We start from the raw sequence: 17,380 nt of genomic DNA, 5'->3' as shown, positions 1-17,380 counted from the left end.
GGCCTCTCCGTCCGCTTCCTGATGCCCGGCGGACGCCGTGTCGCCGCCGTGACCGACGTGGACTTCGAGGTCGCGGCCGGTGAGTGCCTGGTGCTGATCGGGGAGAGCGGCTGCGGCAAGTCCGTGCTGGCCTCCGCGCTGCTCGGGTTGCTGCCGGGCAACGCGCGGACCAGGGGCGAGGCCCGGCTCGGTGAGCTGGAACTGCTCGGCGCCGACGAGCGGACGCTCGCCCGGACGGTACGGGGCCGGCTGATCGGCCTGGTCCCGCAGAGCCCGGCGGCCCATCTCACCCCCGTCCGCACCATCCGCTCGCAGCTGGAGGAGACGGTCGCCGCCCTGACCGGCGCACGCGGGCGTGCCGCCGTACACGAGGCCGCAGAGGCGGCGGCCGGGCGCGCCGCGTTCCCCGCCGACCACCTCGACCGGTATCCGCACGAACTCTCCGGCGGCCTCGCCCAGCGCGCCGCCACCGCGCTCGCCCTCGTCGGCGACGCGCCCCTGCTGCTCGCCGACGAACCCACCACCGGACTCGACCGCGACCTGGTGGACCGCACGGTCGACGAACTGCGCCGCCACGTCGACACCCGCACGGGCCGCGCCCTGCTGGTCATCACCCACGACCTGGCCGCCGCCGCGCGCATCGCCGACCGGGTCGCCGTCATGTACGCGGGCCGCGTCGTCGAACTCACCGACGCCGTCACGTTCTTCGACACCCCCGGTCCCCGTCACCCCTACAGCCGCGGCCTCCTCGACGCCCTCCCCGACCGGGCCTTCACCCCCGTCCCGGGGATGCCCCCCGAACTGGGCGACCTCCCGGACGGCTGCGCCTTCGCCGCCCGCTGCGACCGCGCCGACGACCGCTGCGCCACCCCACCGCCGACCAGGGGCGGTCTCGCCTGCCACCACCCGCACGGCACGACCTCCCTCCCCGTCGCGCCCCCGCCCGCCTCGGAGGACATCCGTGCTTGAGCTGCGCGCCATCACCGCCGGATACGACCGGCGCGCCCCCGTCGTCCGGGACGTCTCCCTGACCGTCGCCCCCGGCGAGGCCGTCGGACTGCTCGGCCCCAGCGGCTGCGGCAAGTCCACCCTCGCCCGGGTGGCGGCCCTGCTGCACCGCCCCGACGCCGGAACCCTCACCCTCGACGGCACACCCGTACGGCGATGGCGACACCGCGCCCCGCGCGGGCGACGCACCGCGTTCGGCGTCGTCTTCCAGCAGCCGAGGCTCTCGGCCGACCCCCGGCTGCGGCTCGCCGACCTCGTCGCCGAACCGCTGCGGGCCACCGGCCGCCGGGCGGAGGCACCGGACCGGGTCACCGAACTGGCGGCCACGGTCGGCCTCACCCCGGACCTGCTGACCCGGCGCCCCCACGAGGTGAGCGACGGCCAGCTCCAACGGGCCTGCCTCGCCCGCGCGCTGGTGCTGCGTCCGCGCTGGCTGATCTGCGACGAGATGACCGCCATGCTCGACGCTTCCACGACCGCCGCGCTGGTCGCCGTGGTGGAGGAGTACCGGACGGCCACCGGCGCGGGCCTGCTGGCCGTCGGCCACGACCGCGTACTCCTGCGGCGCTGGTGCGACCGCACGGTCCACTGGGAGAGCCTGACCTGACCCAAGTCCCGGCTCAGGCCCTGACCGAAACGTGGCACGAGCTTTACTGCGACCTGCTTGCAGCTACGAAAGGCCCGCACAAGGCTGTGGGGGCCGGATCATCCATCCACACGCAAGCGGCACGACGAGTAAGGCATCCGCCCCATGGCCCCAGTCACCGACACCGTCCCCACGGCCTCGCCGGCCCCCACCGAACGGAGCGGCTTCTCCTGGCGTCGTGTCCGCGCCTCGATGTCACGCAAGGAGTGGGCGAGCCTCGGCGGGATGGCCGGCTTCATCCTGGCGCTGCATGTCATCGGCTGGTTCACCCTGGTCGTGATCGTCGCGCCCGAGCACTACAGCGTCGGCAGCAAGACCTTCGGCATCGGCATGGGTGTCACCGCCTACACCCTCGGTATGCGGCACGCCTTCGACGCCGACCACATCGCCGCCATCGACAACACCACCCGCAAACTGATGGGCGAGGGGCAGCGCCCGCTGTCGGTCGGCTTCTGGTTCTCCCTCGGCCACTCGTCGATCGTCTTCGCCCTCACCTTCCTGCTCACCCTCGGGGTCAAGGCGCTCGCCGGACCGGTCCGCGACGACGACTCCACCCTGCACGACATCACCGGCTGGGTCGGCACCACCGTCTCCGGGACCTTCCTGTACGTCATCGCGATCATCAACCTGGTGATCATGGTGGGCATCTGGAAGGTGTTCCGCGAGATGCGCTCGGGCACCTTCGACGAGGCCGCCCTGGAGGAGCGGCTGAACAGCCGGGGGTTCATGAACCGACTCCTCGGACGGCTGATGAGGTCCATCACCAAGCCGTGGCAGATGTTCCCGCTGGGTCTGCTCTTCGGCCTCGGCTTCGACACGGCGACCGAGGTCGCGCTGCTGGTCCTGGCCGGGTCGGGCGCGGCCTCCGGGCTGCCCTGGTACGCGATCCTGTGCCTGCCGGTCCTGTTCGCGGCCGGTATGTCGCTCCTGGACACGATCGACGGCTCGTTCATGAACTTCGCCTACGGCTGGGCGTTCTCCAAGCCCGTCCGCAAGGTCTACTACAACCTCACGATCACCGGCCTCTCGGTGGCCGTCGCCCTGCTCATCGGCACGGTCGAACTGCTCGGCCTCGTCGCCGAGAAGGCACATCTGCACGGTGCGTTCTGGGACTGGGTCGCAGGCCTCGACCTCAACGTCATCGGCTATGTCGTCGTCGGCCTGTTCGTCGTCACCTGGGCGGTGGCCCTGCTGGTGTGGCGCCTCGCCCGGATCGAGGAGCGCTGGACGACGGGCTGAAGCCCTGTTCGAGGGTGGACAGCAGCCGCTCGACCAGGGGATTCGAGTCGTCCCGGCGCCAGGCGACGGCGACCCGGGTGCGCGGGGAGCCGCGCCCGATGCCGCGGAAGGCGACGCCCCTGAGCCGGATACGGCGGATGCTCTCCGGGGCCAGGGACACACCCAGCCCGGTCCCCACCAGGGCGCAGACGGTCTGCCACTCCACGGCGTGCTGGGTCACCCGGGGAGTGAAGCCCGCCGCGACACATACACCGGTGATCCGGTCGTACAGCGGCGGGCCGACGGCGCGCGGCAGCAGCACGAAGGGGCTGTCCGCCAACTGCTCGACGCGGACGACGCGTTGGGCCGCGAGCGGGTGCGCGGACGGCAGGACGGCCACGAACGGCTCGGTCAGCACGGTCGCGAACTCGATCTCGCTCTCGTCGGCGGGCGGTTCGCGCAGCAGTCCGATGTCGATCGTCCGCTCGCGCAGCGCGGCCAGCTGGGGTGTGGTGGTCATCTCCTGGATGTCCAGGGCGACGCCGGGAAACCGTTCGCGGAAGGCGCGCAGCAGGCCGGGCAGCACGGTCAGGGCGAGGGAGGCGGCGAAGCCGATCCGCAGCCGCCCGGCCCTGCCGCTGCCGGCGTCCCGGGCCGCCGCCAGACCGTCCGCGAGGCCGCCGAGGGCCTGCCGGGCGGCGGGCAGGAGCTCCCGGCCCGCCGGGGTGAGGGTGATGCCTCCGGGCCCGCGGCTGAACAGCGCGTGGCCGACCTTGTCCTCCAGCCGCCGGATCTGCTGGCTCAGCGGAGGCTGGGCGATGCCCAGGCGGCCGGCGGCACGGCCGAAGTGGAGTTCCTCGGCCAGCACGACGAAGGCGTGCACCTGCTGAAGCGGTAGTTCGGGGCGGTCCGTCCGGCGTTCCATACGCCCAGTGATATCACTCCATACCAGGGGCAGTATTAGACGTATCCCCGCTGGTCACCTAGCGTTCGGCGCATGACAGAGCGACGCGCGATCCTCAGCGGCTCGACGTTCGAGGAGGACATCGGCTACGCCCGTGCCGTGGTCGACGGCGACCGGGTCCATGTGTCCGGGACGACCGGGTTCGACTACTCCACCATGACGATCCCCGAGGACGTGGCCGAGCAGGCCGCGCAGTGCCTGCGCAACATCGAGGAGGCGCTGGCCGAGGCGGGGTGCACCCTCGCCGACGTGGTGCGGGTGCGCTATCTGCTGCCCGACCGGGCCGACTTCGAACCCTGCCGGCCCGTGCTCCGGCACGCCTTCGGCGAGGTCCGGCCGGCCGCCACGATGCTGGTCTGCGGCCTCTCCGACCCCCGGATGAGGATCGAGATCGAGGTGGACGCGCGCCGTCGGCCACCGCGGGACGCCGCCGAGCCCGCCCGGCCCGTCCCCGCCTACGAACCCCCGTACTACGCGGCCGTCTTCACCGCGGTGCGGACCCCGGACCAGAGCGGCTTCGGCGAGACCAACGCGCGCATGGAGGACCTGGTGAAGGACATCCCCGGGTACCTGGGGACGGACCACGCCCAGACCCCCGGCGGGCTGGGCATCACCGTCGGCTACTTCCGCGACGCCGACGCCCTCGACCGGTGGCGCACCGACGCCGAGCACCGCGCGGCGCAGCGACGCGGGCGGGCCGAATGGTACGAGTGCTACACGCTGCATGTGGCGAAGGTGGAGCGGAGCCACGACTTCACCCGACCGTAGACCCCGGCACCGGAACCGGAACCGGCCCCGAGCCCTGGCGTCGGCCCAGCCCCCGGCCCCGCCCTCCCGCCTACGAATCGGTCTCGATCCGTGACACCGTCTGGGGCGGTCAGCGGTGATCACGCCATCATGAGCCCATGAATCGGCCACCGTCGCGCCTCCACCTTCCCGACTGGGTGACGGCCGACGCCGCGACGCTGAACGTGGCCCTCGTCTACCCGATGCAGGGGCCCGCCGGGATCTTCGGCCCGGCCTGCGGGGCGTGCGCGCGGCTGGCCGCCGAGGAGGTCAACAAGGCCGGGGGAGTACTGGGCAGGGAGCTGCGGCTGGTCGAGGTCGACGGCGGGGCCGAGCCGTGGCGGGTCGCGCAGGAGGTCGAGGCGCTGGTCGCCTCGGGTGCGGTGCAGGGCGTCACCGGCTGGCACATCTCCTCGGTCCGGCAGGCGATCGCCCCGCGCGTCGCCCACCGGGTGCCGTACGTGTACACGGCCCTGTACGAGGGCGGGGAGCGCACCGAGGGCGTCTTCATGACGAGCGAGACGCCGTCCTGGCAGCTGCTGCCCGCGATGCGGCTGCTCGCCGAGGCGCGCGGGGTGCGCCGCTGGTTCGTCGTCGGCAACGACTACGTATGGCCCCGCCACACCGCGCGGGCGGCCCGGGCCTACGCCCGCGCCTGCCGGGGCCGGGTCTGCGGCGAGGCGTATCTGCCGCTCGGCACCGAGGACTTCGAGGACGTCCTGCGGCGCGTCGAACGGGCCGACGCCGACGGGGTGCTGATGCTCCTGGTCGGCAGCGACGCGGTCCGCTTCAACCGCGCCTTCGCCGCCTTTGGACTCGACCGGCGCTGCCTCAGGCTGAGCACCCTGATGGACGAGAACATGCTCCTGGGCAGCGGCCCCGAGGCCACCCTCGACCTGTACAGCACGGCCGGGTTCTTCGCCTCGCTGGCCGACCGGAACACCCTGGACTTCCACGGCCGGTACGCCGACCGCTTCGGCTTCGAGGCACCGGTCCCGGGCAGCCTCGGCGAGTCCTGCTACGAGGGCGTCCTGCTGCTCGCCGCCCTCGTCGAGCGGGCCCGCGCCCTGGACGTCACCGCGATCGGGGCGGCCGCCGACACCGTCTCGTACGAGGGACCGCGCGGTCTGCTCGGTCTGGACGGGCGGCATGTGCGCCAGCGGATCTACCTCGCCCAGGCCGACGGCTGCGACTTCACCGTCCTCGCCCAGCTGCGCGCTCCGCACGACCTGCGCTGACCCCGTCCCGGCCGTCGGCGCCCGCACCGCTCTCCAGGGACCGGGCCAGCCGCTCCAGCAACAGCTCCAGGCTCTTCCCGTCCTCGTCGGTCAGCGGCTCCGACCCGGCCCAGTCGGCGCGCACCTGACGGGCGATCAACTGTCGTCGCTCCAGGCCGCGCGGGGTGAGATGGGCGAGGACACGGCGCCGGTCGACGGGGTCGACCCGGCGGAACACCAGGTTCTGGTCGACGAGTTGGTCGATCAGCTTGGTCAGGCTCGGCGCCGGCAGGAAGGCGTGCTCGGCGAGGGCCGTCATGTTGTGCCCCTGCCCGTCCGAGAGCAGGTCGAGGACCCGCCAGGCCTCGACGGAACAGCCGAACTCGTCCAGTACGGACTGGACTCGGCGCACGGACAGGCGCTCGGCACGGGTCAGCAGGTGCAGCAGTTCCTCGGGCCGCTTCGCCATCGCACTCCTCAACTCGCGTGGTCCGGAGCTTACCTTCGTGCACCGTCCGTCCGACGAATAAACCAGGGGGTACATCCTTTCTGTGGAAATTAACAAATCCTCCAGAGCCTCGGAAAAATACTTCCTCAGGAAACTGTTCTTCAATTGCCACGAAACGCAAGGGAAACAGTCTCCTCGCAGGCTGTGGTCGCACTTCAGCGACCTAGGAGGTAGGGCATGTCCGGGATCGGCATCAGCAGACGCGGTCTTCTCGCCGGCGCGTCGGCGCTCGGTACGACCGCCGCCCTCAGCGCGTGCGGCGCCAAGACCGGCAGCGGCACCTCGTCGAACGCCGGGGCACAGGCGGACACCTCGGGCGACACGGTCAAGGTGGGACTGCTGAACTCGCTCTCCGGCACCATGGCCATCAGCGAGGTCACCGTCCACAACGCGCTGCTGCTCGCGGTGAAGGAGATCAACGCCGCCGGCGGTGTCCTCGGCAAGAAGCTGAAGCCGATCAGCCAGGACGGCGCCTCCGACTGGCCGACCTTCGCGGAGAAGGCGGAGGCCCTGATCACCGACGACAAGGTGGCCGCCACCTTCGGCTGCTGGACCTCCGCCAGCCGCAAGGCCGTCAAGCCCGTCTTCGAGCGCTACAAGTCGCTCCTGTTCTACCCCGTCCAGTACGAGGGCCTGGAGCAGTCCCCGTACATCTTCTACATCGGCGCCACCACCAACCAGCAGATCGTGCCGGCCCTCGACTACCTGAAGAAGCAGGGCCTGACCCGGCTGTACCTGGTGGGCAGCGACTATGTCTTCCCGCGCACCGCCAACAAGATCATCAAGGCGTACGCGGAGGCCCAGGGCATGAAGGTGGTCGGCGAGGACTACGCGCCGCTCGGCTCCACCGAGTTCGGCACCATCGTCAACAAGGTCAAGGACGCGGGCGCCGACGCCGTGTTCAACACCCTCAACGGCGACAGCAACGTGGCCTTCTTCAAGGAGTACAAGTCCGCCGGGCTCACCGCGAAGAGCCTGCCGGTGCTGTCGGTGTCGATCGCCGAGGAGGAGGTCAAGAGCATCGGCACGCAGTACCTGGAGGGCCAGCTGACCGCCTGGAACTACTACGAGACCACACCGGGCGCCGCCAACACCAAGTTCGTCGCCGCCTACCAGGCCGCCTACGGCAAGGACAAGCCGACCAGCGACCCGATGGAGGCCGCGTACATCTCGGTGTACCTCTGGAAGGAGATGGTCGAGAAGGCCGGTTCCTTCGACGTCGCCAAGGTCAAGAAGGCGGCCGACGGCATCGAACTCGACGCGCCCGAGGGCAAGGTCACGGTCGACGGGGCGACCCAGCACGTCCGCAAGACGGCCCGCATCGGCAGGATCGGCTCGGACGGGCTGATCGAGGAGGTCTGGAACTCCGGCAAGCCGATCGAGCCGGACCCGTATCTGAAGGGGTACGACTGGGCCGCCGGTCTGTCGTGAGTCCGCGGGTGAATGGGGGCCGATGAAAAGCAGCGGGCGCAGTCCGCGCTTTTCAGGGGCGCGGGGAACTTCGCGACCAGCCCCCACCGAACCCGCACCCGCCAACGCACCCCACCCCCCGACCCGGAGCCGCGTCATGACGGTCATCCTCAACCAATCCTTCACCGGCATCAGCATCGGCGCCGTCCTCCTCCTCATCGCCCTCGGCCTGACCCTCACCTTCGGTCAGATGGGCGTGATCAACATGGCGCACGGCGAGTTCATCATGGCCGGCGCGTACACCACGTACGTCCTCCAGAAGTCCATCAGCGGCGCCGGAGCCTCCCTCCTCGTGGCCCTTCCCGTCGCCTTCCTGGTCGCCGGAGCCATGGGCGCACTGCTGGAATGGCTGCTCATCCGCCGCCTGTACACCAGGCCCCTGGACACCCTGCTGGTCACCTGGGGCGTCTCCCTGATGCTCCAGCAGCTGGCCCGGGACATCTTCGGCGCCCCGAACGTCCAGACGGCCGCTCCCGGCCTGCTCACCGGCAACATCTCGGTCGGCGGCGTCACCTTCGCCAACAACCGGCTGTTCATCCTCGGCCTGGCCCTGCTCTGCGTCCTCGGCCTCACCCTGATCCTGCGGCTGACCCCGCTGGGCCGCCGTATCCGGGCCGTCGTACAGAACCGGGACCTCGCCGAGGTGTCCGGGATCGCGACCGAACGCGTGGACCGTACGACGTTCTTCATCGGCTCGGGCCTCGCGGGCGTGGCCGGTGTGGCGCTCACCCTGGTCGGCCCGATCGGTCCGACGATGGGTACCAACTACATCGTCGACGCCTTCCTGGTCGTGGTCGTCGGCGGTGTCGCCCAGCTCAAGGGCAGTGTCATCACCGCCTTCGCGCTCGGCGTCCTGCAGTCGGTCCTCGAATACTCGACGACGGTCAGCGTCGCCAAGGTCATCGTGCTCGTGGCGATCGTCGCCTTCCTGCAGTGGCGACCCCAGGGCCTGTACACACTGCGCACCCGGAGCCTGGCATGACGACGACAACTCCCCGTCCCGAGAAGACCGTTCCCGACCCGGCGGAGCCCGCGCCCTCCCTCCTGGACCGCTTCCGCGTCCCCGGCGCCTTCCTCCTCGGCGCCGTGCTGCTGCTCGGCGTCGCCCCGCTCGCCCTCTCCGACTTCCGGCTCAACCTCCTCGCCAAATACCTCTGTTACGCGATCGTCGCGGTCGGCGTCAGCCTCGCCTGGGGGCGCGGCGGACTGCTCGTCCTCGGTCAGGGCGTCTTCTTCGGCCTGGGCGGCTACGCCATGGCCATGCACCTCAAGCTCGCCGACGCCGCCGACACCGGCCAGACGCTGCCCGACTTCATGCAGCTCTACGGCACGGGCGACAGTCTGCCCTGGTGGTGGCAGCCGTTCGCGAACCCGCTGTTCGCCCTCGCCATGACCGTGCTGCTGCCGATGGCGGTCGCCGCGCTGCTCGGTTTCCTCGTCTTCCGCCGCCGGGTGAAGGGCGCCTACTTCGCGATCCTCAGCCAGGCGCTGGCCGCCGCCCTCGCCATCTGGCTGGTCGGCCAGCAGGCCACCACCGGCGGCACCAACGGCCTCACCGACATCCAGGGTTTCTTCGGCTACGACCTCAACGACCCGGTCAACCAGAAGATGGTGTACTTCATCATCGCCGCCGTGCTCCTGCTGCTGATGGCCGCCGCCCGCCAGCTCTTCGTCAGCCGCTACGGCGAACTCCTCGTCGCCGTACGGGACTCGGAGGAGCGCGTCCGCTTCCTCGGCTACGACCCCGCCACCGTCAAGCTCGTCGCGTACGTCGTGGCGGCGGGCATGGCCGGACTCGCGGGCGCCCTCTTCGTCCCGGCGGTCGGCATCATCTCCCCGGCGCTGATCGGCATCGTCCCCTCCATCGGCTTCGTCATCGGCGCGGCGGTGGGCGGCCGGGCCTCCCTGGTGGGCGCGGTGCTCGGCGCGATCGCGGTCGCCTGGGCGCAGAGCACCCTCTCCGACGCCTTCCCCGCCGCCTGGACCTACCTCCAGGGGCTGCTGTTCGTCGTCGCCGTCGGCTTCCTGCCCGGCGGCCTGGCGTCCCTGGCGAGAGTGGTCCGCCGACGCCGTACGCCCAAGACGATCACCCCGGCCACCACCCCGGCCCCGACAGGAGGAACGGCATGAGCGGCGAGGGACTGACGATCCGCGACCTACGGGTGACGTTCGACGGCTTCAAGGCCGTCGACGGCGTGGACCTCGACATCCGCCCCGGCGACCTGCGCTTCCTGATCGGCCCCAACGGCGCGGGCAAGACGACCCTCGTGGACGCCGTCACCGGCCTGGTGAAGTCCACCGGCTCGGTCCGCTTCGGCGGCGAGGAACTCATCGGCAGGCCGGTCCACCGGATCGCCCGCCTCGGCATCGGCCGTACGTTCCAGACGGCCACCGTCTTCGAGGAACTCACCGTCCTGCAGAACCTCGACATCGCGGCCGGCGCCGGACGCGGCCCGCTGACGCTGCTCCGCCGCCGCAAGGGCGTACCGGAGGCGGTGACCCGGGCCCTGGAGACCACCGGCCTGACCGATCTGCGCGACCGCCCGGCGGGCGTCCTGGCGCACGGCCAGAAGCAGTGGCTGGAGATCGGCATGCTGCTCGTGCAGGACGTGAGACTGCTCCTGCTCGACGAGCCGGTGGCCGGGATGAGCCACGACGAACGCGAGGCCACCGGCGAACTGCTCAGGCGCGTCGGCGAGGACCACACGGTCGTCGTCATCGAGCACGACATGGACTTCATGCGCTCCTTCGCCCGCACCGTCACCGTCCTGCACGCCGGCAAGGTCCTCAGCGAGGGTTCCGTGGCCGAGGTCCAGGCCGACGCCAAGGTCCAGGAGGTCTACCTCGGCCGCGCGTCCGAGCCCGCCGCCGAGAAGACCGCCGCCGGGAAGACCGCTGACGAGAAGACCCCCGCTCCCGTCCCCGTCCCCGCCGCCGAGGAGGCATGACACCCATGCTGGAGATCGACTCCGTCCGGGCCGGTTACGACCGTACGACCGTGCTGCACGGTGTGACCGTCTCCGTCCCGAAGGACGGCGTCGGGGCCGTCCTCGGCCACAACGGCGCCGGCAAGAGCACCCTGCTGCGCGCCGCGATGGGCCTCATCAGGCCGAAGGGCGGACGGGTCCTGCTGGACGGTGAGGACATCACCCACCTCGCCCCGCACCAGCGGGTGGCCCGGGGCATGGCCTACGTCCCCCAGGGCCAGCAGTCCTTCCCGCACCTCACCACCGCCGAGAACCTGCGACTGGTCGCCGACGGCCGCCCGGACGGCAAGGAGGCGACCGCCGAGGCCCTGGACCTCTTCCCCGTCCTGCGGGAACTCTCCGCCCGCCGGGCCGGTCTCCTCTCCGGCGGCCAGCGCCAGCAACTCGCCCTGGCCCGCGCCCTGATCACCCGGCCCCGGCTCCTCCTCCTCGACGAGCCGACCGAGGGCATCCAGCCCTCCGTCGTCGCCGAGATCGAGGAGACGATCCTCGCCCTGACCCGCCGGGGCGGCCTCTCCGTCCTCCTCGTCGAACAGCACGTCGGCTTCGCCATGCGGGCCGCCGGGCGGTACCACGTGCTGGAGGCGGGCCGGGTCACCTCCTCGGGCGAGGGCGGCACCGGAGCCGAGCGGACGGTCCGGGCAGCGCTCAGCGTGTGACGGCCCGCCCCCGGGGCGGCACAGCCCCGGGCGGGCCTCCGCTATCTCGCGTGCGGCCCGTCCGTGAGGGGCCCGTGACTGTGCCGCCAGCCCGTCGGCACCCGAAGGGCACCCGCCAGATGGGGGTGGCCCCGGGGCAGGTCCGCGTGCACATGAGTGGTCGGCGCGGCGGCCGTACGCTCCTCGGCCGCCGGCCACAGCCGTACGGACGCCAGCGCCGCGCCCAGGGCGATCGCCCCCAGCGCGAGCACCGCCGGGCCCAGTCCGGCGGTCGCCCCCAGCCAGCCGGCCAGCGGATACGTCAGCAGCCAGCAGCCGTGCGAGAGGGAGAACTGCGCGGCGAACACGGCCGTCCGCTCCCCGGGGGGCACCGCGCGACGTATCAGCCGTCCGCAGGGGGTGAGCACCGCCGAGGACGCGGCACCGAACGCGGCCCAGAGCACGAGCAGCGCGGGCAGCCGCCAACTCCCGTCCCGCGCCGCCGTGACCACCCCGAGCCCGGCGAAGACGACGGCCAGGGACAGCGCGCCCGGCAGCATCACCGTCCGGTCCGGCACCCGGTCCAGCACACGGGGCAGCAGCAGGGCCACGGCCATCGACCCCGCCCCGTACGCCCCCAGCGCCAGCGGTACGGCGCCCGCCGACAGGCCCAGCACGTCACGGACGTAGACGACGGAGTTGACCGTCACCATCGCCCCGGCCGCCGCGACCGCGAGGTTCAGGGCGAGCAGGGCCCGCAGCACGGGGGCGCCGAGGAACAGGCGGGTACCGGCCGTGGCCCTGGCGTACACACCGCCCGTGCGGGGGCCGGAGACGGGGGCCCGCGCCGGGAGGGCGGTCGAGGCGACCAGCGCGGCCGAGGCGAGGAAGCCGACGACCGTGCCGGTGAACAGCCGGTCGTAGGTCATGACCGACAACAGGACGGCCGCGAGCGCGGGGGAGAGGAGGCTCTCCAGGTCGTACGCCAGCCGCGACATCGACAACGCCCGCGTGTAGTCGCGCTCCTCGGGCAGCACCTCGGGGATCACGGCCTGGAACGTGGGCGTGAACGCGGCCGACGCGGACTGCAGGAGGAACACCAGGACGTACACCTGCCAGATCTCACCGACGAACGGCAGTGACACGGCGATCCCCGCGCGCACCAGGTCCGCCGAGACCATCAGCGCCCGCCGGGGCACCCGGTCGGCGACCGCGCCGACCGCCGGCGCGATCACCACGTACGCCACCATCTTGATCGCCAGCGCCGTACCGAGCACGGACCCGGCGTCGGCCCCCGCGAGATCGTAGGCCAGCAGCCCGAGCGCGACGGTCGCCAGCCCGGTCCCCACCAGGGCCACGACCTGGGCGACGAACAGCCGCCGATAGACACGCTGACGCAGAACGGCGAGCATGAGCGGATTGTACCTGTCATGTGCGCACCTGCGCATATGAAGGCGGGCGGGGGCGCCCCAAAGGGGCGCGGGGAACTGCGCGACCAGCCACAACCGACCCGCAGCCAAAAGCCGACCCCCTGCTCAACCAGCGGAGCGCCTACGCTGGGCACATGCCTGAACGCCATGCCGTCTCACCTGCGTCCGGTGCGCATCTGCGCGCCCCCGACAGCGCACGGCTCATCGAGGCGACCGGAGTGTTCGCGATGCTCTCCGACGTCACCCGGCTGCATCTGCTGTGGCTGCTCGCGCAGGGCGAGTCGGACGTCGGCTCCCTGGCCGAGCGCTGCGAGGCGTCCCGCACGGCCGTCAGCCAGCACCTGGCCAAGCTGCGGCTGGCCGGACTCGTGGACACCCGCCGGGAAGGGCGGCACATCCACTACCGCCTCGGCGACGGGCACCTGCGGCGCCTGGTCGTGGAGGCGCTCAGCCACGCGGACCACCGGGTCAGCGGCCAGGCGCCGCACGACTGAGGACGGGCCCATGACCGCCGACTTCTCGCTCCGGCAGCTGGAGTACTTCGTGGCCGTCGCGGACACGGGCTCCATGAGCGCCGCCGCCGTGCGCTGCCACGCCTCCCAGGCGGGCATCTCCACCGCGATCGCCGACCTGGAACGCCGGCTCGGTGTGCAACTCCTCGTCCGGCGGCGGGCCAAGGGCGTCTTCCTCACCGAGGCCGGCACCCGGGTCCTCGCCCACGCCCAGGCCGTCCTCGCCCGCGCCGAGGACCTGAAGGCCGACGCCAGGGCCGAGGAGGGGCAGCTCGCCGGCCGGCTGACGATCGGCTGCTACACCACCCTCTCCCCGTTCCTGATCCCACCCCTCCTCGACGGCTTCACCCGGCTCCACCCCGATGTCGACCTGCACTTCGTCGACGGCTCCCAGGAGGAGATCCGGCAGGCCCTCCTCGACGGCGCCTGCGACCTGGGCCTGTTGTACGAGACCGGCGCCGAGACGGGCCTGACGTGCGCCACCGTGCGGGCGAACAAGCCGTATGTGATCCTCGCGCCGGGACACCCCCTGGCCGGGCGGGACGCCGTCTCCCTGACCGAACTCGCCGACGAGCCCCTGATCATGTACGCGGTGCCGCCCGCCCCGGCCAACGCCGACCGCTGGATGCACAGCGTCGGCGTCAGACCGAACATCCGTCACCGCACCTCCTCCATCGAGGCCGTGCGCAGCCTGGTCGCCCGAGGGCTCGGCTACTCGCTGCTGATCCAGCGCTGGCCCACCGACACCAGCTTCGAGGGCCTGCCCCTGGCGGCGGTACCGATCAGCGATCCGCTGGAGGAGGTCAGGGTCGTGATCGCCCACGCCGCGAGCGTCACGCCCACCCGCAGGGCACGTGCCTTCGCCCAGTACGCGCGGAAGACCCCGCACACGGCGGCGACCGCGTGAGGCCGGACCGCCCCGGCCCGGGACGGGTGCTCGCCGCGGTGGCGGTGCTGACGGCCGCGCTGCTGTTCTTCCCCCGGGCGGTCCCCAACTCCGTGGGCCGCGCGGGCAGTCTGCTGGAGGCGTTCCTGCCCTGGCTCGGCCTGGTCGCCGTCGCCCTGCTCGGCCTCGGCCTGTTGCACCGCTCGGCCGTCGCGCTGCTGGCCCTGCTGCTGCCGGTGGCGGCCTGGACGTACACCTTCGGCGGGCTGCTGCTGCCCGGTGCGAAGCCCGGCCCGCGCCATCTGGTCGTGGTGCAGCACAACGTCAGCGACGAGAACACCGACCCGGCGGGCACCGCCCGCGCCCTCGCCGACGCGGGCCCCGATCTCGTCGCGCTGCAGGAACTGGTCCCCGAGGCGCTGCCCGCCTACGAGGAAACCCTCGCCCCGGACTACCCGCACCACGCGGTCCGGGGCACCGTGGGCCTCTGGTCGAAGCACCCCCTCACCGAGGCACGGCTGCTCGACATCAAGCCGCGGGGGATCGCGGAGGAGTGGAGCCGCGGGCTGCGCGCGGTGGTCCGCACCCCGCACGGCGACATCGCCGCGTACGTCGCCCATCTGCCCTCCGTCCGCGTGGGCCCCGGCGGACTGGCCTCCCAGCGGCGGGACGAGAGCGCGGGGCTGCTGGGCCGGGCCGTCGCCGCCGAACGACGGAACCCGGTGATCCTGCTCGGCGACCTCAACGGCACGGTCGACGACCGTGGACTGACGCCCCTGACCTCCCGGTTGAACGTGGCGGAACGCGGTTTCGCCTTCAGCTACCCGGCAGGCTTCCCGCTCACCCGGATCGACCAGGTCATGGCCCGCTCGGCGACCGTCACCGGCATCCGCGCGCTCCCCGCGACCGGCAGCGACCACCTGCCGGTCGCCGCCACCGTCACACTGGACTGATCACCGTCACGCTGGACCGATCACCGGCCCGATGGACTCCAGTGTCGGCACGACCTCCTCGATCGAGCCGTCCGCCGCGAACACCAGCCGGTCCAGGGTGGATTCGCGGTGCGTGCCGTCGCCGCGCGCAGTACCGGGGCCGGGAATCGCGAACCGGTGGTAGCAGATGAACCAGTCGTCGGTGCCGGGGACGTTCACGACCGTGTGGTGACCGGTCGCGAGGATCCCGTGCTCCGTGCGCTTCCGCAGGATCACCCCCTTCTTGGTCCAGGGGCCCAGCGGGGAGGGGCCGGTGGCGTAGGCGACGCGGTAGTCCTCGCTGCGGGTGTCGTCCTCCGACCACATGAAGTAGTAGACGCCCCGCCGCTTGATGACGAAGGCACCCTCCCGGAACCCGTCGGGCGTGAACCGCCGCACCCGCGCCGGGTCGAAGGACACCATGTCCGCGCCGAGCGGCACACCGTAGGCCTCGCAGTTGCCCCAGTAGAGGTACGCCGTGCCGTCGTCGTCCTGGAAGACGGCCGGGTCGATCATCTGGCCCTCGTAGTCGTGGCGCCCGATGAGCGGCCGGTCCAGGGCGTCCTTGAAGGGCCCGGTCGGACTGTCCGCCACGGCCACGCCGATCTGCTGGTCCGCGCAGAAGTAGAAGTAGTACGACCCGTCGCGCTCCCCGGCGGCCGGCGCCCAGGCGTGGCGGTCCGCCCAGCCCACATCCGACTCCAGGTCGAGGACGACTCCGTGGTTCTCCCAGGTGACCAGGTCGTCGGAGGAGAACACCTCGAACCGGGTGCCGCCCCAGCCCTCGAAGCCGTCCGTCGTCGGGTAGAGGTAGTAGCGGCCGTGGAACTCCTGGATGTTGGGGTCGGCGTACAGCCCCGGCAGGAGGGGGCTGCGCATGGGCACGGCCTCGACCGTCCAGGCGCGGGCGGTCCCGTCGGGGGCTGTGACGGTGTACCGCCGAGGGGCGCGGAAGTCGCGCGGGGTGCCGGACGGCGGGTCGGTCCGGGCGCCCGCCGACAGGACGAACTCCGGTGCGAGACCGTCGAGTTCGACGCCCGGGTGCAGGGGCAGGACGACCTTCGAGGCGACGTCGTCGACGAGCGCGTACGCCTTCAGTCCGTCCCCCGGCACGGTGGCGTCGACCACGGACGCCCTCGGTGCCCACGCGACGAGGAGCCGCTCGTACTCGGCGCGCGTCACCGGCAGCACCGAACCGTGCCGGGCGCCCGGCGGCAGCGCGTGGTCCTCGCACGGCGTCCACGTGCCGGAGCCGAGATCGTCGGTCATGAAGGGGACGTAGCCACGCCCGCTGAACTCGTCGATGAACAGGTACCACGTGTGGTCGTCGGAGTTCGACCGGAAGACGATCGGCCCCTCGCCCTGCTCGATCGCCCCCTGCCCGACCCGGTCGGCCACGAAGGTGTACGACGGGTCGCGCAGTTCCGTCGACTTCTCCACGGTGAGGAACTTGCCGCCGGGCGCGGCGGGGGAGTGGGCACGCTCGTCCTTGGTGAAGCGGTACCAGGTGCCGTCGTGCCGGACGACGGTCGAGTCGATGACCGAGTGGCCGGGGTCGTGCCAGAGCCGGGGCTCGCTGAAGACCCGGAAGTCCCGGGTGGTCGCGTACAGCATCCGGTTGTGGGTGTCGGCGGTGTGGTCCGGGTCGTCCTGCGCGTACAGCTTCGACGCCCAGAAGACGACGTACGCGCCGAGGTCGGGGTCGTAGCAGGCCTCCGGGGCCCAGACGTTCCCGGCGGTGTCCGGGGCGACACGCACCGGGCGGGGGTCGCCCCAGTGCACCAGGTCGGTGCTCTCCCAGACCATGAGGGCGGTGCTGCCGGTGCGCTGCACCCGGTCCCAGTCGCCGTCCGGTTCGCCGTGCATCCTGAGATCGGTGGCGATCAGGAAGAACCGGTCGCCCTCCGGGGCGCGGACGACGAACGGATCACGCAGTCCGCGTGTCCCGAGGTCCGAGGTGAGCACCGGCGCGCCGCCGTTGAGCTCGCGCCAGCGCAGCGGGTCGTCGCCCCGGCTGAGCGCGAACCTGATCCGCTCGCCGTCCGGGCTGCCCTCGCCGGTGAAGTAGACGAAGACGTATCCGGCGTACTCCTGCAAGCCGACCTCCAGGGCTCCAGCGCTGCGACCTTCTGAGGTTTC

Annotated in this window: 17 protein-coding genes and 1 pseudogene; 14 read left to right on the top strand and 4 right to left on the bottom strand. The window is 72.0% G+C overall.

Annotated elements, in window-relative coordinates; genetic code table 11:
* Window positions 1-21 precede the first annotated feature (21 nt).
* The 3 genes from J8M51_RS07840 to nicT all read left to right on the top strand — a co-directional run bounded on the left by J8M51_RS07840 (window position 22) and on the right by nicT (window position 2,893).
* Window positions 22-969 (top strand): ABC transporter ATP-binding protein, encoded by a 948-nt coding sequence (locus J8M51_RS07840; protein WP_216587921.1) that lies wholly within the window; start codon window positions 22-24, stop codon window positions 967-969.
* Window positions 962-1,615, top strand: coding sequence for an ABC transporter ATP-binding protein (locus J8M51_RS07835; RefSeq protein WP_086763390.1), 654 nt, complete (start codon window positions 962-964; stop codon window positions 1,613-1,615). Before J8M51_RS07840 ends, J8M51_RS07835 begins: the two co-directional genes overlap by 8 nt.
* A gap of 144 nt (window positions 1,616-1,759) precedes the next feature.
* Window positions 1,760-2,893: a Nickel transporter NicT gene (gene nicT, locus J8M51_RS07830; RefSeq protein ID WP_398855722.1), complete on the top strand. Its 1,134-nt coding sequence runs from the start codon at window positions 1,760-1,762 to the stop codon at window positions 2,891-2,893.
* Here the strand turns inward: nicT and J8M51_RS07825 are convergent.
* Window positions 2,826-3,797 (bottom strand): LysR family transcriptional regulator, encoded by a 972-nt coding sequence (locus J8M51_RS07825; protein ID WP_086763388.1) that lies wholly within the window; start codon window positions 3,795-3,797, stop codon window positions 2,826-2,828. The genes nicT and J8M51_RS07825 overlap by 68 nt on opposite strands.
* Window positions 3,798-3,869: 72 nt before the next feature.
* Here J8M51_RS07825 and J8M51_RS07820 point away from each other — a divergent pair.
* The 3 genes and pseudogenes from J8M51_RS07820 to J8M51_RS07810 form a co-directional block, all read left to right on the top strand.
* Window positions 3,870-4,229: pseudogene (locus J8M51_RS07820) on the top strand (RidA family protein); the annotation flags it as partial.
* Window positions 4,215-4,604 (top strand): antibiotic biosynthesis monooxygenase family protein, encoded by a 390-nt coding sequence (locus J8M51_RS07815; RefSeq protein WP_256966282.1) that lies wholly within the window; start codon window positions 4,215-4,217, stop codon window positions 4,602-4,604. The pseudogene J8M51_RS07820 and the gene J8M51_RS07815, both read left to right, overlap by 15 nt.
* A gap of 137 nt (window positions 4,605-4,741) precedes the next feature.
* Window positions 4,742-5,860: a substrate-binding domain-containing protein gene (locus J8M51_RS07810; protein WP_086755182.1), complete on the top strand. Its 1,119-nt coding sequence runs from the start codon at window positions 4,742-4,744 to the stop codon at window positions 5,858-5,860.
* On the opposite strand, the gene J8M51_RS07805 is transcribed toward J8M51_RS07810, so the two are convergent.
* On the bottom strand, window positions 5,817-6,308 hold the full coding sequence (locus J8M51_RS07805) for a MarR family winged helix-turn-helix transcriptional regulator (RefSeq protein WP_086755183.1): 492 nt from the start codon (window positions 6,306-6,308) through the stop codon (window positions 5,817-5,819). The genes J8M51_RS07810 and J8M51_RS07805 overlap by 44 nt on opposite strands.
* A gap of 216 nt (window positions 6,309-6,524) precedes the next feature.
* Here J8M51_RS07805 and urtA point away from each other — a divergent pair, with 216 nt between their 5' ends.
* The 5 genes from urtA (at window position 6,525) to urtE (ending at window position 11,463) form a co-directional block, all read left to right on the top strand.
* Complete coding sequence (gene urtA / locus J8M51_RS07800) at window positions 6,525-7,778, top strand: urea ABC transporter substrate-binding protein (protein WP_086755184.1); 1,254 nt, start codon at window positions 6,525-6,527, stop codon at window positions 7,776-7,778.
* A gap of 136 nt (window positions 7,779-7,914) precedes the next feature.
* Window positions 7,915-8,799, top strand: a complete 885-nt coding sequence (gene urtB, locus J8M51_RS07795; protein ID WP_086755475.1) for an urea ABC transporter permease subunit UrtB — start codon at window positions 7,915-7,917, stop codon at window positions 8,797-8,799.
* On the top strand, window positions 8,796-9,947 hold the full coding sequence (urtC, locus tag J8M51_RS07790; protein ID WP_086755476.1) for an urea ABC transporter permease subunit UrtC: 1,152 nt from the start codon (window positions 8,796-8,798) through the stop codon (window positions 9,945-9,947). The genes urtB and urtC overlap by 4 nt, the downstream gene beginning before the upstream one ends.
* Complete coding sequence (urtD, locus tag J8M51_RS07785) at window positions 9,944-10,765, top strand: urea ABC transporter ATP-binding protein UrtD (RefSeq protein WP_256964503.1); 822 nt, start codon at window positions 9,944-9,946, stop codon at window positions 10,763-10,765. Before urtC ends, urtD begins: the two co-directional genes overlap by 4 nt.
* A gap of 5 nt (window positions 10,766-10,770) precedes the next feature.
* Window positions 10,771-11,463 (top strand): urea ABC transporter ATP-binding subunit UrtE, encoded by a 693-nt coding sequence (gene urtE, locus J8M51_RS07780; protein ID WP_086755477.1) that lies wholly within the window; start codon window positions 10,771-10,773, stop codon window positions 11,461-11,463.
* A gap of 41 nt (window positions 11,464-11,504) precedes the next feature.
* Here urtE and J8M51_RS07775 read toward each other — a convergent pair whose 3' ends face one another.
* The gene (locus J8M51_RS07775; RefSeq protein ID WP_086755478.1) at window positions 11,505-12,854 is read right to left on the bottom strand and encodes an MFS transporter; all 1,350 of its coding nucleotides are present in this window, start codon (window positions 12,852-12,854) and stop codon (window positions 11,505-11,507) included.
* Window positions 12,855-13,006: 152 nt separating this feature from the next.
* Between J8M51_RS07775 and J8M51_RS07770 the strand changes: the two genes are divergently transcribed.
* Genes J8M51_RS07770 through J8M51_RS07760 form a run of 3 tightly spaced genes read left to right on the top strand, consistent with a single transcriptional unit; the run spans window position 13,007 to window position 15,223 of the window.
* Entirely contained in the window at window positions 13,007-13,366 is a 360-nt protein-coding gene (locus J8M51_RS07770) for an ArsR/SmtB family transcription factor (RefSeq protein WP_086755479.1), read from the top strand.
* Window positions 13,367-13,376: 10 nt separating this feature from the next.
* Complete coding sequence (locus J8M51_RS07765) at window positions 13,377-14,291, top strand: LysR family transcriptional regulator (protein ID WP_086755480.1); 915 nt, start codon at window positions 13,377-13,379, stop codon at window positions 14,289-14,291.
* Complete coding sequence (locus J8M51_RS07760; RefSeq protein ID WP_256964506.1) at window positions 14,288-15,223, top strand: endonuclease/exonuclease/phosphatase family protein; 936 nt, start codon at window positions 14,288-14,290, stop codon at window positions 15,221-15,223. Before J8M51_RS07765 ends, J8M51_RS07760 begins: the two co-directional genes overlap by 4 nt.
* 6 nt (window positions 15,224-15,229) lie before the next feature.
* Here the strand turns inward: J8M51_RS07760 and J8M51_RS07755 are convergent, their stop codons facing one another.
* Window positions 15,230-17,338, bottom strand: a complete 2,109-nt coding sequence (locus J8M51_RS07755; RefSeq protein ID WP_086755481.1) for a family 43 glycosylhydrolase — start codon at window positions 17,336-17,338, stop codon at window positions 15,230-15,232.
* Between the last annotated feature and the right edge of the window lie 42 nt (window positions 17,339-17,380).

Origin of the sequence: Streptomyces griseiscabiei, assembly GCF_020010925.1 — a bacterium.
GTDB lineage: Bacteria > Actinomycetota > Actinomycetes > Streptomycetales > Streptomycetaceae > Streptomyces > Streptomyces griseiscabiei.
This window is presented reverse-complemented; position numbering and strand designations above follow the sequence as displayed.

Bases quoted from the DNA above. Each gene is read 5' to 3' on its own strand.
- J8M51_RS07840 (WP_216587921.1), top strand. From the start codon at position 22: ATGCCCGGCGGACGCCGTGTCGCCGCCGTGACCGACGTGGACTTCGAG.
- nicT (WP_398855722.1), top strand. From the start codon at position 1,760: ATGGCCCCAGTCACCGACACCGTCCCCACGGCCTCGCCGGCCCCCACC.
- J8M51_RS07825 (WP_086763388.1), bottom strand. From the start codon at position 3,797: ATGGAACGCCGGACGGACCGCCCCGAACTACCGCTTCAGCAGGTGCAC.
- J8M51_RS07815 (WP_256966282.1), top strand. From the start codon at position 4,215: ATGAGGATCGAGATCGAGGTGGACGCGCGCCGTCGGCCACCGCGGGAC.
- J8M51_RS07810 (WP_086755182.1), top strand. From the start codon at position 4,742: ATGAATCGGCCACCGTCGCGCCTCCACCTTCCCGACTGGGTGACGGCC.
- J8M51_RS07805 (WP_086755183.1), bottom strand. From the start codon at position 6,308: ATGGCGAAGCGGCCCGAGGAACTGCTGCACCTGCTGACCCGTGCCGAG.
- urtA (WP_086755184.1), top strand. From the start codon at position 6,525: ATGTCCGGGATCGGCATCAGCAGACGCGGTCTTCTCGCCGGCGCGTCG.
- urtB (WP_086755475.1), top strand. From the start codon at position 7,915: ATGACGGTCATCCTCAACCAATCCTTCACCGGCATCAGCATCGGCGCC.
- urtC (WP_086755476.1), top strand. From the start codon at position 8,796: ATGACGACGACAACTCCCCGTCCCGAGAAGACCGTTCCCGACCCGGCG.
- urtD (WP_256964503.1), top strand. From the start codon at position 9,944: ATGAGCGGCGAGGGACTGACGATCCGCGACCTACGGGTGACGTTCGAC.
- urtE (WP_086755477.1), top strand. From the start codon at position 10,771: ATGCTGGAGATCGACTCCGTCCGGGCCGGTTACGACCGTACGACCGTG.
- J8M51_RS07775 (WP_086755478.1), bottom strand. From the start codon at position 12,854: ATGCTCGCCGTTCTGCGTCAGCGTGTCTATCGGCGGCTGTTCGTCGCC.
- J8M51_RS07770 (WP_086755479.1), top strand. From the start codon at position 13,007: ATGCCTGAACGCCATGCCGTCTCACCTGCGTCCGGTGCGCATCTGCGC.
- J8M51_RS07765 (WP_086755480.1), top strand. From the start codon at position 13,377: ATGACCGCCGACTTCTCGCTCCGGCAGCTGGAGTACTTCGTGGCCGTC.